Origin of the sequence: Amycolatopsis sp. NPDC059235 (genome assembly GCF_042754125.1) — a bacterium.
Classification (GTDB): Bacteria; Actinomycetota; Actinomycetes; order Mycobacteriales; family Pseudonocardiaceae; genus Amycolatopsis; species Amycolatopsis albidoflava.
Window position 1 is genome coordinate 123,505 of record NZ_JBHZAG010000010.1, and the last position, 13,509, is coordinate 137,013.

The 13,509-nt window shown below is 69.2% G+C and carries 14 protein-coding genes; 7 read left to right on the forward strand and 7 right to left on the reverse strand.

The genetic code is table 11. The annotated features are described in order from the left end of the window. The first annotated feature begins 169 nt into the window (after positions 1–169). The 7 genes from ACFXI3_RS09985 (at position 170) to ACFXI3_RS10015 (ending at position 6,796) form a co-directional block, all read left to right on the forward strand. On the forward strand, positions 170–844 hold the full coding sequence (locus ACFXI3_RS09985; protein ID WP_378399264.1) for a nitroreductase: 675 nt from the start codon (positions 170–172) through the stop codon (positions 842–844). Between the two features lie 55 nt (positions 845–899). Beyond that, positions 900–1,712, forward strand: coding sequence for an IclR family transcriptional regulator (locus ACFXI3_RS09990; RefSeq protein WP_378399265.1), 813 nt, complete (start codon positions 900–902; stop codon positions 1,710–1,712). Positions 1,713–1,821: 109 nt separating this feature from the next. Further along, positions 1,822–2,661 (forward strand): mycofactocin-coupled SDR family oxidoreductase, encoded by an 840-nt coding sequence (locus ACFXI3_RS09995; RefSeq protein ID WP_378399266.1) that lies wholly within the window; start codon positions 1,822–1,824, stop codon positions 2,659–2,661. Further along, complete coding sequence (locus tag ACFXI3_RS10000) at positions 2,658–4,043, forward strand: MmgE/PrpD family protein (RefSeq protein ID WP_378399267.1); 1,386 nt, start codon at positions 2,658–2,660, stop codon at positions 4,041–4,043. Before ACFXI3_RS09995 ends, ACFXI3_RS10000 begins: the two co-directional genes overlap by 4 nt. Positions 4,044–4,050: 7 nt before the next feature. After that, complete coding sequence (locus tag ACFXI3_RS10005) at positions 4,051–4,782, forward strand: SDR family NAD(P)-dependent oxidoreductase (protein WP_378399268.1); 732 nt, start codon at positions 4,051–4,053, stop codon at positions 4,780–4,782. Between the two features lie 125 nt (positions 4,783–4,907). Continuing rightward, positions 4,908–5,840: an alpha/beta hydrolase gene (locus ACFXI3_RS10010; protein ID WP_378399269.1), complete on the forward strand. Its 933-nt coding sequence runs from the start codon at positions 4,908–4,910 to the stop codon at positions 5,838–5,840. A 74-nt stretch (positions 5,841–5,914) separates the two neighbouring features. Further along, positions 5,915–6,796 carry a helix-turn-helix domain-containing protein gene (locus ACFXI3_RS10015; RefSeq protein ID WP_378399270.1) on the forward strand — a complete coding sequence of 294 codons (882 nt, stop codon included), beginning with the start codon at positions 5,915–5,917 and terminating at the stop codon, positions 6,794–6,796. Here the strand turns inward: ACFXI3_RS10015 and ACFXI3_RS10020 are convergent. The 7 genes from ACFXI3_RS10020 to ACFXI3_RS10050 form a co-directional block, all read right to left on the reverse strand. Further along, on the reverse strand, positions 6,774–7,448 hold the full coding sequence (locus ACFXI3_RS10020; protein WP_378399300.1) for a cysteine hydrolase family protein: 675 nt from the start codon (positions 7,446–7,448) through the stop codon (positions 6,774–6,776). The two genes, ACFXI3_RS10015 and ACFXI3_RS10020, sit on opposite strands and share 23 nt — an antisense overlap. Before the next feature lie 12 nt (positions 7,449–7,460). After that, positions 7,461–8,252 carry an SDR family NAD(P)-dependent oxidoreductase gene (locus ACFXI3_RS10025; protein ID WP_378399271.1) on the reverse strand — a complete coding sequence of 264 codons (792 nt, stop codon included), beginning with the start codon at positions 8,250–8,252 and terminating at the stop codon, positions 7,461–7,463. Then, positions 8,252–9,382 carry an NDMA-dependent alcohol dehydrogenase gene (locus ACFXI3_RS10030; RefSeq protein WP_378399272.1) on the reverse strand — a complete coding sequence of 377 codons (1,131 nt, stop codon included), beginning with the start codon at positions 9,380–9,382 and terminating at the stop codon, positions 8,252–8,254. Before ACFXI3_RS10030 ends, ACFXI3_RS10025 begins: the two co-directional genes overlap by 1 nt. Further along, positions 9,379–10,245, reverse strand: a complete 867-nt coding sequence (locus ACFXI3_RS10035; protein WP_378399273.1) for an alpha/beta hydrolase — start codon at positions 10,243–10,245, stop codon at positions 9,379–9,381. Before ACFXI3_RS10035 ends, ACFXI3_RS10030 begins: the two co-directional genes overlap by 4 nt. Beyond that, positions 10,242–11,111 carry an MBL fold metallo-hydrolase gene (locus ACFXI3_RS10040; RefSeq protein WP_378399274.1) on the reverse strand — a complete coding sequence of 290 codons (870 nt, stop codon included), beginning with the start codon at positions 11,109–11,111 and terminating at the stop codon, positions 10,242–10,244. The genes ACFXI3_RS10035 and ACFXI3_RS10040 overlap by 4 nt, the downstream gene beginning before the upstream one ends. A 17-nt stretch (positions 11,112–11,128) precedes the next feature. Beyond that, complete coding sequence (locus ACFXI3_RS10045) at positions 11,129–12,250, reverse strand: NDMA-dependent alcohol dehydrogenase (RefSeq protein ID WP_378399275.1); 1,122 nt, start codon at positions 12,248–12,250, stop codon at positions 11,129–11,131. Between the two features lie 321 nt (positions 12,251–12,571). Continuing rightward, positions 12,572–13,504 (reverse strand): LysR family transcriptional regulator, encoded by a 933-nt coding sequence (locus ACFXI3_RS10050; RefSeq protein ID WP_378399276.1) that lies wholly within the window; start codon positions 13,502–13,504, stop codon positions 12,572–12,574. Positions 13,505–13,509 lie beyond the last annotated feature (5 nt).

Genomic DNA, 13,509 nt, shown 5'->3' on the forward strand with positions numbered 1-13,509 from the left:
AGGCTCGCTGGCACCTTTTCGCTTCCCTGCGCCAGAATTCGATGATCTTCTTGCCACCGGTCTGCCGGTCGAACGCGACCTACGCCTCCACCACGCCGTCCAGCCGATGAGCCGGGTCCACCAGAGCCGAGCTGGCAATATTTTTTATATTATTGCTAGACTGGCAAGCATGACCCCTGACGAGGCACTCGAAAATCTGCTGGTCACAAGGTGGAGCTGTCGCGCCTACCAGGACCGGCAGGTGCCCCGGCCGGTCGTCGAGCGGCTGCTGTCGCTCGCGCAGCGGACGGCGTCGTGGTGCAACACCCAGCCCTGGCAGGTGATCGTCACCAGCGGCGCGGCGACCGAACGGTTCCGGAAAGCGATGACCGAGTGGGCACGGGAGAACCCGGCCGAGTTCGACTTCGCCCCGCCCGCCGAATACCGCGGCGTGTACCGCGACCGGCGCCGCGCCAGCGGCTGGCAACTGTACGAAGCCGTCGGCATCGAACGCGGCGACCGGGAAGCATCCGCCCGGCAAGCGTTCGAGAACTTCCGATTCTTCGGCGCCCCGCACGTCGCCATCGTCACCACCGACGCCGTGCACGACCTCTACGGCGCCGTCGATAGCGGCCTGTACGTCGGAACCTTCCTGCTGGCGGCGCAAAGCCTCGGGCTGGGCGCGATCCCGCAGGCCGCACTCGCCGGGCACGCCACGCTGATCCGGCAGCACTTCGACATCCCGGAAGACCGGAAGATCCTGCTCGGCATCTCGTTCGGCTATCCCGACGAGGACCATCCGACGAACAGCTACCGCACCGCCCGTGCGCCGCTGGAGGAAGTGGTGACCTGGGCCGACGAATGACACCGGCCGCCGTACTTCAGGAGAATGCCCCCAGGCGCGGAAAGAGGCGGGGCGGATGTCGCCGCGCGGCGAGTCGATGATCGAGCGGGTCGTGCGCGTGCTCGAGGCGGTGAAAGACACGGGCAGCGCGCGCACCGCGTCCGAGATCGCCCGGTGCACCGGGATTCCGGTGCCTTCCGCGCACCGCATCGTGGCGGAACTGACCCGGCTGGGAATCCTCGAACGCGACGCCGGCCGCCGGATCCGGATTGGAGTGCGGCTGTGGGAGATCGCGGCCCGCTCGGCCGGGCTGCCGACCCTGCGCGAGAGCGCTCTCCCCTACCTGGAGGATCTGCGCGCCGTCGTCCAGGCGCCGACGCTGCTTTCGGTACTGGACCACAACGACGTGCTCAACGTCGACACCCTGTCCGCACGCCAGGCCGGGGCCACCAATGTCACCCAGCCCGGCGTCCGGCTGCCCGCGCTGTCCTCGTCGCCCGGCATCGTGCTCGTCGCGTTCGCCCCGCCGGGCGTGCGCGACGAGATCCTCTCCTCCGCCAAGATCGTCCGCTTCACCGAGCACAGCGTCGTCGACCGCTCCGAGGTGGCCCGGATCGTGCACGAGGCCCGCCGGGTCGGGCACGTCGTCGCGCGCCGCTGGATCTCCCTCGACTCCACCGGCATCGCCGTCCCGATCCTCGCCGACGACCGCACCGCGCTCGCCGCCCTGTCCGTCACCGTCCCGTTCGCCGCCGACGCGGCCGCCGAACTGCTGCCCGCGCTGCACACCACTGCCCGCGGCATCTCCCGCGCGTACCGGCTCCACTCGCCCGACCCGCGGATCGCTTTGCTCCTGCGCCAGATCCAGCGTGCCATCGAACCCGGTTGAGATTCATCGCACCGGGTGTTTCTCGACAGCCGAGAAACACCCTTCCCGCACCGGCCGAACCGGACGAATCTCGGGGCCGGACAACGGAGTCGAGAACGGAGCTGAGCGCATGCCAGGAAAACTCGCAGGCAAGGTCGCGTTCGTCACCGGAGCGGCACGCGGGCAAGGCCGCGCCGAAGCGCTGCGGTTGGCGCGGGACGGCGCGGACATCATCGCCGTCGACATCGCCGCACCGGTGGAGACCAACGTGGCGCCGCCAGCGACGCCCGCGGACCTCGAAGAAACCGCGCGTGGGGTGAAAAGTCTGGGACGCTCGGTGGTCACCGCGCAGGTCGACGTGCGCGACTACGCCGCGCTGAAGGCCGCGCTCGACGACGGGGTGCGCCAGCTCGGACGCCTCGACGTGGTGGTCGCGAACGCCGGGATCTGGTCGTACGGGCTGAGCGAAGAGATCTCCGACCTCGAATGGCAGACCACTCAGGACGTGGTCCTCAAAGGCGTGTGGCACACCGCGAAAGCGGCGATCCCGATCCTCAAGAACCAGGGCTCGGGAGGGTCGATGATCTTCACCAGCTCGACCATGGCGATCAAGGGAATGCAGAACCTTTCGCCGTACGTCGCGGCCAAACACGGCGTGGTCGGCCTAATGAAGACGCAAGCACTGGAGCTGGCCCCGTTCGGGATCCGGGTCAACTGCGTGGCGCCGACATCGGTCAACACGAAACTGATCCACAACGACGAAACGTACGCGCTGTTCGCACCGGACCTCCCGGAAGCGGAACGCACCGCCGACCGGGTCAAGGACCGGTTCGCGACTATCCCGGTGATGGACGTGCCATGGGTCGAGCCCGAGGACGTCGCGAACGCGGTGGCCTTCCTCGCTTCCGACGAAGCGCGTTACGTGACCGGGCTCGAACTGAAGATCGACGCGGGGCAGACGCTGAAATGACCGAGGACCCGATGCGCGCGCTGTGCCGGTTCGCAGCGCGGACGGCCTGCGCCGACCTTCCCGAAGACGTCGTCCGGCACGCGAAACACACCCTGCTCGACTGCATGGCGGTCCTGATCGGCGGGTCCGGAATGGACGGCATCCCGGCCATCGCGGACCTGGTGCGGGACAAGGGCGGCAAACCGGAAACGCCCCTGCCGTTCTACGGCGGACGTGTGCCCGCCGCCGAAGCCGCGCTGGCCATCGGCCCGATGCCGAGGGCGATGGACTGCGGCGATCTGCACGAGGAAGCCGGGCACGTCAGCGAGTACATCGTCGCGAGCCTGCTCGCCGCCACCGGGCTGCGGTCGGCCGTCACGGGCGCGGAGTTCTTGACCGCACTGGTGATCGGCCAGGAAACGTTGATCCGCATCGGATCGGCGTACCGGGTGATCAGCAAAGCGGTGAAGGACAACGACTGCGGCGGGCACTACATCTTCGGAGCTGTCGCCGCGGTCGGCAGTCTGCTCGGATTCTCCCAGGAGGAGCTGGAGAACGCCCAGGGCATCGCCCGCACGATGACTCAGCCGCACACTATGGGCATCTACGCACCGGCGACGCTGATGGTGCGTGTGCACCACGGGCTGGTGTGCCAATCCGCGATCACCGCGTGCCTGCTCGCTCGCCGCGGCATCACCGGGCCCCGGCAGGAAGTGCTGACCGGACCCAACGGTTTTCTGCGCACCGTACGCTGGGAAACCGATCCGGACGCGATCGCCCGCGGCCTCGGAAAGGACTGGACGGCGACTCAGATCACCACCAAGGGTTACAGCGCCTGCTATTTCTCGCACTCTTCGATCGACGGCATCATCGAGCAGATGCGCGCGCACGAGTTCGCCGCCGCCGACATCGCGAGCGTCCACATCGCAGTCTCGACCTCGGGCTGGCGGGCAGTGTGCGAGCCGACCGAAAAGAAGTGGGATCCGCAAACCGTCCCGGAATGCCAGTTCAGCCTTCCCTACGCCGTGGCCACTGCCGCCTTCGACCGACGGGTGTTCGTGCAGTCCTATTCGGACGAAGCGCGGCGGCGTCCGGAGGTGCGGGAGCTGATGACCCGGATCTCCGCCGTCGAGGATCCGTCCGTTTCCGACTGGGGCGCCCGGCTGACCACGACCCTGCGCGACGGGCGGGTGATCGCCACCGAACACGTCTACGTGAAGGGGCATCCGAAGAACCCCTTCAGCGAACAGGACTTCATCGCCAAGTTCCGGAGGTGCCTGCCGTTCTCGGTGCTGCCGCTCGAGGATTCGACGGCTGACCGGATGATCCAGGACGTTCTGGCGCTGGAAAAGGTCGACGACGTGACGGCGGCCTTGCTGCTGCCCCTGACACCGGAAGACTGACGGACTCATGACAGAAGAATTCGCGGGCAAAGTCGCCGTGATCACCGGAGCCGGCCGGGGCATGGGCGCGGAAATCTCGGCCCGGCTCGCCCAAGCGGGAGCATCCGTCTTCGCGGTCGACCTCGAACCGGCTTCCGAACCCGCGGCGGGCATCGTCCCGGTCCAGTGCGACGTCGCCGACCCCGGTGCCGTGCGCGCCTCGGCCGCCTCCGTCCTCGCGGACGCCGGACAGATCGATCTGCTCGTCAACGGCGCGGGATTGGTCAGCGTCACCCGGCCGGTCGAAACCATCACCGACGACGACTGGACACGGCTGATGGGGGTGAACGTCAACGGCGCGTTCCACTGGATGCGCGAGACACTGCCCGGAATGAAGGCACGGCGATCCGGCAAGATCGTCAACGTCTCCTCGCGAGCCGGGCGTACCCTCGCCAACTTCGCCGGCGCGCACTATTCCGCGTCCAAAGCCGCGTTGCTCGGCCTCACCCGCCAAGTCGCGCTAGAAGCCGCACCGGACAACGTGCACGTCAACGCGATCGCACCCGGGCTGGTGGAAACCCCGATGCTGAGCGGTTCCGTCGACGAGCGGAAACGGGAAGCAGCCCGTGCGGCCACCCCGCTGCGGCGCATCGGCACGACCTCCGACATCGCCGAACTGGTGCTGTTCCTGCTTTCCCCGAAGTCCGACTACATCACCGGGGCCACGGTGGACATCAACGGCGGCGATCTGATCCTGTAGCTCTGCCTCGGCGGCAGGCCGGCCGGCGGGCGCGCAAGGGGTGCTCTCAGCCCCTCCCTCACCGCCGCCGAGGTTCGTAGCGTGGGAAACACCGAAGGGAACCGACCAAGGAAGCGAGAAAGACTGTGCCGGGCAAAATCGAGCAGGTCAGTGTGAAAGCGCTCTACTGGGACATCGCGGCGGACGTGTACTTCCCGCCGGAGTTCGACGAAACCAAGAAGTACCCCGTCGTCATCACCGCGCATCCGATCGGCAGCTGCAAGGAGCAGACCTCCGGCAACGTCTACGGAACCGCGCTCGCCGACGCGGGTTTCGTCGCCGTCGCCTTCGACGCGAGCTTCCAGGGCGCCAGCGGCGGCGAACCGCGGTTCATCGAAGACCCGACGCTGCGCGTGCAGGACTTCAGCCACGTCATCGACTACCTGGTCACTCAGTCCTATGTGGACGAGGACCGGATCGGTGTGCTGGGGATCTGCGGCGCGGGCGGCTACTCGGTGAACGCGACCATGACCGAACGCCGGATCAAGGCGCTCGGCACCGTCGCCGGCGCGAACTACGGACGGCTGATGCACGAGTCGTTCACGAACTACGACCCGATCGCCGCGCTGGAGGCGATGGCCGCGCAGCGCACCGCCGAAGCCCGCGGCGCGGAACTGCGCGTGGACGACCTGCTGCCGCCGTCGCCGGAGAAGGCCCAGGAACTCGGCCTGACCGAGATCGACGTGTACGAGGCCACCGAGTACTACCGCAGCGACCGCGGCCGCAAGCCGCACGGGCTCAACCGGGCACTGTTCTCCCACCAGGCGACCGCGGTCGGCTGGGACGCGTTCAACCGCGCCGAGGTGCTGCTGACCCAGCCGCTGATGGTCGTCGTCGGCGACAAGCCGGGGGCGTTCGGGTCCTACCGGGACGGCCTGGAGATCGTCCGCCGCGCCCGGTCGGAGAAGAAGGAACTCGTCGTCGCCGAGGGCTGGTCGCACTACGACCTCTACGACAAGCCCGAACCGGTGAAGATCGCGCTCGAGCGGCTCGTGCCGTTCTACCGCGAGAACCTCTGACCCGCCGCCGGGGCGGGGGGGGGGGGTCTGTCGTCCCCTCCCCCGGACCGGCCGGACCGCCTACCGTGTGGAGGGTGAGCGTGGCGACGGATCTCAAGGAGTTCCTGGTCTCCCGCCGGGCGAAAGTGACGCCTGACCAGGTCGGGCTGCCCTCGTCCGGACGCCGCCGGGTGCCCGGGCTCCGGCGCGAGGAGGTCGCGACGCTGGCCGGGGTCAGCCCGGACTACTACGTCCAGATCGAACGCGGCCGCGCCGGCGACATCTCCGACGAGGTGCTCTCCGCGATCTCCCGGGCACTGCTGCTGAACGACGTCGAGACGGCGCACCTGTTCGGCCTCGCCCGCGCCCGGCCCCGCACCGGCGCCCGGCGCGCCCCCGACCGCGTCCCCGACGGCGTGCGCACGATGCTCGACAGCGTGCCCGACCTGCCCATGCTGGTGCAGAACGGCCGCCTCGACCTGGTCGCCGCCAACGACCTCGGCCGCGCGCTGTACTCCGACGTCTACGACCGTTCCCCCGGCACGCCCAACCTCGCCCGGTACGTGTTCTTCGACGACCGCTCAGCCGAGTTCTTCCCGGACTGGGGCCTGATCGCCGACTACGCGGTCTGCCTGCTGCGCGCCGAAGCCGGACGCGCGCCCTACCACCGGAAGCTCACCGAACTGATCGGCGAGCTGGCCACCCGCAGCGACGAGTTCAAGACCCGCTGGGCCCGCCACGACGTCCGGACCCACGACCGCGGCGAGAAGCAGTTCCGCCATCCGGTGGTCGGCGACCTGACCCTGCACTACGAAGGGCTCGCCATCCCGGGCACCGACGGGCTCAGCCTCTACAGCTACCTCGCCCCGCCCGGCGACCACACCGCCCGCGACGCCCTCCTTCTGCTCGCCAGCTGGGCCAAGACCCACGCGGAACCCGCCGCGGACCCGTCCGTCAGCCCGCCTCGAACGCCCTGACCGCCTCGGCCGCGGTGACCGGCCGCGCCAGGTACCCGCTGATCAGCCGCACCGCCGCGGCCTGGTCCCCGGCGGTCGAGGCGGCCGTGCAGTCGGTCAGCAGGTACTGCTGATAGCCCAGGTCGAACCCGGCCGCAGCGGTGAGCAGGACGCACCGGTCGGTCACCACGCCGGCGTAGAGCACCGTCCGCACGCCAAGGTTCCGCAGCACCTGGTCGAGATCTGAGCTGCCGAACGCACCCGAGCCGGACTTCGTGACCAGCAGGTCGCCCGGCGCGTGAAGGCCGTCGAGAGGTTCCGCGGCCCAGTTTCCTTCCCACGCCTCCGCCGCCCGCACATACGCCCGCAACGCCGGGACGATGTCCGCGCAGTCGGCCGCCCGGCTGGCCAGTCTCGAATGGACGATCGCCGCGCCCGCGTCCCGGGCCGCGGCCAGCACCCGCGACAGTGCCGGGACCACGACGTTCTCGCACCGTGCTGTCTTGTAGTCCCCGGAGGCCACCCGTGCGCTGAACCCGTCACGGTGCGCCTGCCAGTTGATCAGGTCGACCAGCACCACCGCCGTCGTGCGCGGGGCGAAATCGGCCCACGGATCGTCCGGATCGAACGTCCGCGAGTTGTACCAGCGCCCGCTCAGCGCGTCCGGCAGCATCACGGGACCTCCTCAGTGGACGGTGAGGCCGCCGGTCGGGCTGGCGACCAGGCCAGTGAGGTACCGGGACTCTTCGGAAGCCAGAAACGCGACGACGTCGCCAATGTCGTCGGGAGCCGCGACGCCGAGCGGGCTGCGTTCGATGATCCTCTCGTACTGCCTGCGGTGCCGGTCGCTCACCGCGCCTTCCGATTCGAACGCGGCAGTCCATGACGGAGAGTCGCGGACCACCGTGACGCAGACGCAGTTCACCCGGATCCGGTCGCGCGCAAGCTCTTTCGACAGCACCTTGCTCGCCATGATCAAGCCGCCGGAGAAGGTGGCGATGGCGGTCTGGCCGGGCGTCGGGACCCGGCCGCCCTCCGACGTCACGAAGACGACGCTGCCGCCGCCCCGCTCCCGCAGGTACGGCAGCGCCGCCTGCACGACATTGAGTTTCGCTGCGACAGCCGCACCGATGAACGCGGTGACGCGTTCCAGATCGATGTCCGCGAACGGCCCGCGCACCGCGGTGGTGCGGGCTTCGTCGTCGTTGCCGCCCGCGCTGGGCACGACGATGTCGATGCCGCCGAACCGCTCGGCCGTTTCGGCGGCCACCGCGGCCATGTCCTTGGCGGACCGGACATCGCCTGCCGCGAAACGGCCTTTGCCGTCCAACTCGGCCAGCACGGCCTCGGCTTTGCGTTCATCCCGGCCGTTCAGCACGACCGTCGCCCCGGCGGCGGCCAGCCGACGCGCCACGCCGCGGCCGATCCCGCCGGTGCCACCGGTGATCAGGGCGACTTTTCCGTCCAACGTGGTCATCAGGATCCTCCGTGCCGGTTCGCGAAACTCACCACTCCGCGCACGTTCCGCCCGTCGTGCAGGTCCGCGTACGCTTCATTGACCTGTTCGAGGTCGTAGGTCCGGGTGATCAGCTCCTCCAGTTTCAGCGAGCCGTTCCGGTACAGGTCCAGCATGAGCGGGATCTCCCGGGCCGGGCCGCCCATTCCGTAGAGCGCGCCCTGGATCCGCTTTTCCGACATGGTGAATTCGAGCAGCGGCACCGGAATCCCGGTGAGATCGTGCTTCGCCGCGCTGGTCACCACGAGCGTGCCGCCCTTGCGGATCGCCGCGTACGCCTGCGCGAGGTGCTCGGCGGCGAGCACGCCGACGCACACGATCGCCGAGTCCGCGCCCTGGCCGTTCGTCAGCGAACGGGCTCGTTCGGTCGCCTCGCCGATTTCCGCGAACGCCTCCGTGGCCCCGAGTTTCAGCGCCAATTCCCGTTTCATGGCAACCGGATCGACCGCGAGGACGTGCTCGGCCCCGACGTAGCGCGCACCCTGTACCGCGTTCATTCCGATACCGCCGGTGCCCATCACGATCACCACGTCGCCAGCGGCGATCCCGGCCGCGCGCACCGCGGATCCCCAGCCGGTCGGGACCGCGCAGCCGACGATCGCGGCGACCTCGAACGGGATGTCGCGGCGGATCGGCGTCGCGGACACCTCGGGGACGACGGTCCATTCGGAGAACGTGGAGATGCACGCGTTCTGTGCCACGCCGCGACCGTCGGCGTGCATCCGGAACGTGCCGTCGAGCTGGGTGCCGACGGTGATCAGCGCCCCGTTGTCGCAGAGGTTCTGCCGCCCGGCCACGCACATCCGGCAGTGCCCGCAGGCCGGGATGAACGACGTGACGATGTGGTCGCCCACCGCGACCCGGGTGACGCCTGGCCCAACTTCGCGAACGATGCCCGCGCCCTCGTGCCCGCCGCAGGCCGGATAGGAGTGGAAGGGGATGTCTCCCTGGGCGAAGTGGTCGTCGGAGTGGCACAGACCGGACGCCATCATCTGCACGAGGACTTCGCCCGCCTTCGGCGGATCCAGGTCGACCTCGCGCACGTCCCACGTGCCCGGCGCTTCCCACAGCAGTGCGGCGGTTGTCTTCATGAAGCACCTCCGGGGTAGCAGGCACGCAGGAAGCTCCGGTACGCGTCAGCCATTCCAGTGCTGTGCGATTCGCCCGAGATCAGCTCGGTGCTTACTCGCAGGCCCGGCAGCGGGCGCTCGGTCACCACGTCGAGGAAGCGCAGGAATTCGATGGCCAGGTGCCGGTAGAACTTGCTGGGGCCGAGCATTTCGTACGCGTTGACGGTCAGGTGCAGGAACGTTTCCCGGGGCAGCCGGTGCAGGTTTTCGTAGCGTTCGTAGATACGGCTGTCCGGCACGACCACTCCGGGGCTGCTGGCACCGAACCGGGTAAAGGGGGCGGAACCCGAAGTCAAGGCGAACAGGGTGAACAGGCCACCGTAGGAGTAGCCGAACAGCCCGACGTCGTCGGCACGGAACCGGTAGCGGGACTCGATTTCCGGATGCAGTTCAGTCTCCAGGAACGCGAGGAAGTTGTCCGCGCGAGCGTTCTTCTGCTGCGCGAAGAAGTCGTCGCACACCGATTCCGGCACCGCGCCCGAGTCGACACCGAGCCGACCTCGGATGTGCGCGCGCATGAAGTCCGGCACGCCCTCGCCCGGGGGAACCAGGTCGCGGTTGCGCAAGACCAGCTGATTCGGCGCATCCTCCGTGACATAGCCGACGTTCACCTGGACATACGGCTCGACCGGGCGCGCCTGTTGCCGGTCGGCGAGCGCGCCGTGCAGGCCTTCGGTGAGCGGCGCGATGATGTTGCCGTCCGTGGCGTACACCAGCGGCCAGTCCCCGCCGCGTTCGTAACCGCGCGGCAAGAAGACGCTCGCCGCGAACCGGGCGCCGACCGCGGCGGAGTCGATCTCGAAGTACTCGGCGGGCATCGTCACGAGACACCCTGGGCGTTCAGCGCGGTCCACGTACGGTGCGTTCGGCCCCGCAGCACCCGGCCGAACGCCGAGCCGGTGAGATGGCATTGCGCGGCGACCGCGTCGGGGTCGCCCTCCAGTTCGCCCATGATCCGGTCGCGGGTGCGGACGCCCAGTTCGGCGTCCACCTCGAAGACGAGGGAGACCTCGTTGTCGGTGAGCTGCACCGGGCAGTGCAACACGTCGCCGAGGATCATCGCGCGCTGGTGTCCCGACGACACCACCAGCGAGCAGTGGCCCGGGGTGTGGCCGGGCGTCGCGACGACCGAGACGCCCGGCGCGATGACGCTGCCGTCCGAAACCGCATCGATCCGGCCTTCGAGCGGAGCCAGCGCGCCACCCGGGCCGACGGCCGCCATCGGGTGGTCGCCAAGGGACTGCCAGTACTCGACTTCGCCCTCGCCGACGAGGTGGCGTGCGTTGCCGAAGGTGAGCGCGTCGTTCTGCGCGGTCCAGCCGACGTGGTCGATGTGCAGGTGCGTGTAGAAAACCGTGTCGATGTCTTCGGGAGCCAACCCCTCCTCGCGGAGGCTGGTGAGCAGCCGCCCGGACCGGAACACGCCGTCCGCGGCGGGGAAGTCGACGGTGTGGTCGCCGAACCCGAGGTCGACGAGGATCTTGCGATCGCCCGTGCGGATCAGGAAGGTGCCGAGGGACAGCAGGAGCTTGCCGTCGGCGTCGAAGAGTTCCCGGTGCGCGTTCCACAGCTCCGGGGTGCCGGCCGGGAACAGCGCGGTCTCCGAGACGCTGGCCTCTCCGTCGGGCAGGTAGGTGATGCTGATGTCGCCAACGGCGATCGTTTCCCGGGGCGAAACCTGTGCGGACATCGTTGTCCTTTCGTTCGTCAGGCGGAGTGGACGATGACGCCGCGGAGGTTCCGGCCCGCTTTCAGGTCGTCGAAACCGGCGGCGACGTCGTCGAGGGCGTAGCGGGTGGTGATCAGTTCTTCGAGCTTCAGCGCGCCCTGGCGGTACATCTCCAGCTGGGCCGGGATGTCCGCGGTGGGCGAACTCGCGCCGAACAGCGAACCTTGCAGGCGCTTTTGGTAGAGGACGAGCTCGTGCAGGTTGAAATCGCCGTCGCGGACGAAGCTCTCGCCCAGCCCGACCGCGACGCACGTGCCGGCCTTGCGGACCGCTTCGAGCCCCTGGCCGAGGTGCCTCCCGGTCACGACGCCGACGGTGACGATCGCCGAATCGGCGCCCTGTCCGTTGGTCATCGACCGGGCCAGTTCGGTGGCCTCGGCCATGTCCGCGACCGCGTGGGTCGCGCCGAGCTTCAGCGCGGATTCCCTTTTGAACGCAACGGGATCAACCGCGATCACGGCGGCGGCGCCGGCGTGCGCGGCGCCCTGGACGGCGTTGATCCCGATGCCGCCGATGCCCATCACGATCACGACGTGCCCGGGCCGGACAGCAGCGGAGTTGACCGCCGCTCCCCATCCGGTGCCGACGCCGCAGCCGGTCAGGCACGCGACCTCGAGCGGGATGTCCGGATCAATCTTGATCACCGACGCGGTGGAGACGGTGGTGTGCTCGCAGTAGGTCGACAGCCCGGCCATCTGGCCGACCGGCTGCCCGTCGAGCGAGAGCCGGAACGACGCCGGGTCCTCCGGCCGGGCGCCGGTGCCGAGCGAGGCGCCGAGGTCGCAGAGGTTCTGCAGGCCGCGGGCGCAGAACCGGCACCGGCCGCAGACCGGGAGGAACGAGAACACGACGTGGTCGCCTTCGGCGAAACCCGGGGTGCCGGGCCCGACCGCTTCGACGATTCCGGCCCCTTCGTGCCCGCCGGCGAACGGGAGGATCGGCGGAGTCTGGTCGCCGGTGGCGAAGTGGTCGTCGGAGTGGCACAGGCCGCTCGCGACCATCCGCACCCGCAGCTCGCCCTGTCGCGGGTCCTCGACCTCCAGCTCCGCGACCTCGTACCTGCCCGGCGTTTCCCGCAGCACCGCTCCGCGGGTCAGCACCCGACCACCGCACCCCGATGTGCGTTCATCGTTTCGGCCTCCTGTTTCCGGCAGCACAAAACAGCACTCGCGAGTGCCGTGAAATGCGAAGTCAACGGATTTCTTGCTGCGGTTTCGATGCTAGGCAGGCCACCCGGCGGGAATCAATTCGGAATCTCCGAAGCGGCAATTCGGCGAACGGAAACCCGTCCCGTTGGCGGCCCAGCCGACAGCCGGGCGCCAAGGTGCGTGAGGGGAACCCTGAGGGAATCAGATTCCCTCAGGGTTCCCCTCACGTACAACAGGAACCAGCCAGGGGCGCCGCGACTGGAAGGCGGGCTGTCACGAGACCGGAGGTTCGTCCGCGGGCCGGTCCACCAGCTGCTCGATCAGCGCCCGGCACGCCGGCCCCGGACGGCGGCCAGCGGCGGTCGCGAGGTGGATTTTCCGCTCCGCCCACGGTTCGGCGAGTTCGACCACCGCGACCCGGTCGAGGAACTCCCGCGGCACCATGCACTCCGGCTGCGCCGCGACCCCAAGCCCGGCCTGGACCAGGCTCAGCGCGACCTCGCCGCTGCGCACGGTGAACGCCGGTTCGAACTCCTCGCCCAGCCGGCGCGCCGCGGCCCGGAACGCGCCCGCCATCGGGCCCACCGCGATCAGGGGCTCCGGCAGCAGCTCCGCGAACGTCACGCTCAGCCGGTCGGCGAACCGGTGCCCGCGCGGCAGCGCCACCACGATCCGGTCTCGGCGGTACGGCGTGACGTCCACGCCGGTCAGGTCAAGTTCGTGCGCCGCGGCGAACACGCCGAGATCCGCTTCGCCGCGCGCGACCTCCTGCACGATTTCCCGGTTTTCGATTTCGTGGACGATCAACCGGACCTGCGGGTATTGCCGATAGAATTCACCGAGTTCCCGGGCGAGAAACGGCGCGAAGATCGACCTCGCCGAAGCGATGGTCAGATCTCCCTGCATTCCCTCGGTGAACGCCGCGATTTCCGACCGGATGTCCTCGAGACTGCCGAAGATCTTCCGCACGTGCCGCGCCAGCACCGCGCCCGCGGGCGTCGGCACCACGCCGCGCGGGCCGCGGTCCAGCAGTTCGATGCCGGCGATGGCCTCGAGATCGTGGATCCGTTTCGTCGCCGTCGACGCCGAGACGTTCTCCCGGATCGCGGCCAGCCCGATCTGCTTCTCCTCGACCGCGGACAGGAACAGCCGCAGGGTCAGGAGGTCGACCTGCCGGATCAGGTGCAGCCTGTTGAACGCGCTCACGCTCT

Bases quoted from the DNA above. Each gene is read 5' to 3' on its own strand.
- ACFXI3_RS09985 (WP_378399264.1), top strand. From the start codon at position 170: ATGACCCCTGACGAGGCACTCGAAAATCTGCTGGTCACAAGGTGGAGC.
- ACFXI3_RS09990 (WP_378399265.1), top strand. From the start codon at position 900: ATGTCGCCGCGCGGCGAGTCGATGATCGAGCGGGTCGTGCGCGTGCTC.
- ACFXI3_RS09995 (WP_378399266.1), top strand. From the start codon at position 1,822: ATGCCAGGAAAACTCGCAGGCAAGGTCGCGTTCGTCACCGGAGCGGCA.
- ACFXI3_RS10000 (WP_378399267.1), top strand. From the start codon at position 2,658: ATGACCGAGGACCCGATGCGCGCGCTGTGCCGGTTCGCAGCGCGGACG.
- ACFXI3_RS10005 (WP_378399268.1), top strand. From the start codon at position 4,051: ATGACAGAAGAATTCGCGGGCAAAGTCGCCGTGATCACCGGAGCCGGC.
- ACFXI3_RS10020 (WP_378399300.1), bottom strand. From the start codon at position 7,448: ATGCTGCCGGACGCGCTGAGCGGGCGCTGGTACAACTCGCGGACGTTC.
- ACFXI3_RS10025 (WP_378399271.1), bottom strand. From the start codon at position 8,252: ATGACCACGTTGGACGGAAAAGTCGCCCTGATCACCGGTGGCACCGGC.
- ACFXI3_RS10030 (WP_378399272.1), bottom strand. From the start codon at position 9,382: ATGAAGACAACCGCCGCACTGCTGTGGGAAGCGCCGGGCACGTGGGAC.
- ACFXI3_RS10040 (WP_378399274.1), bottom strand. From the start codon at position 11,111: ATGTCCGCACAGGTTTCGCCCCGGGAAACGATCGCCGTTGGCGACATC.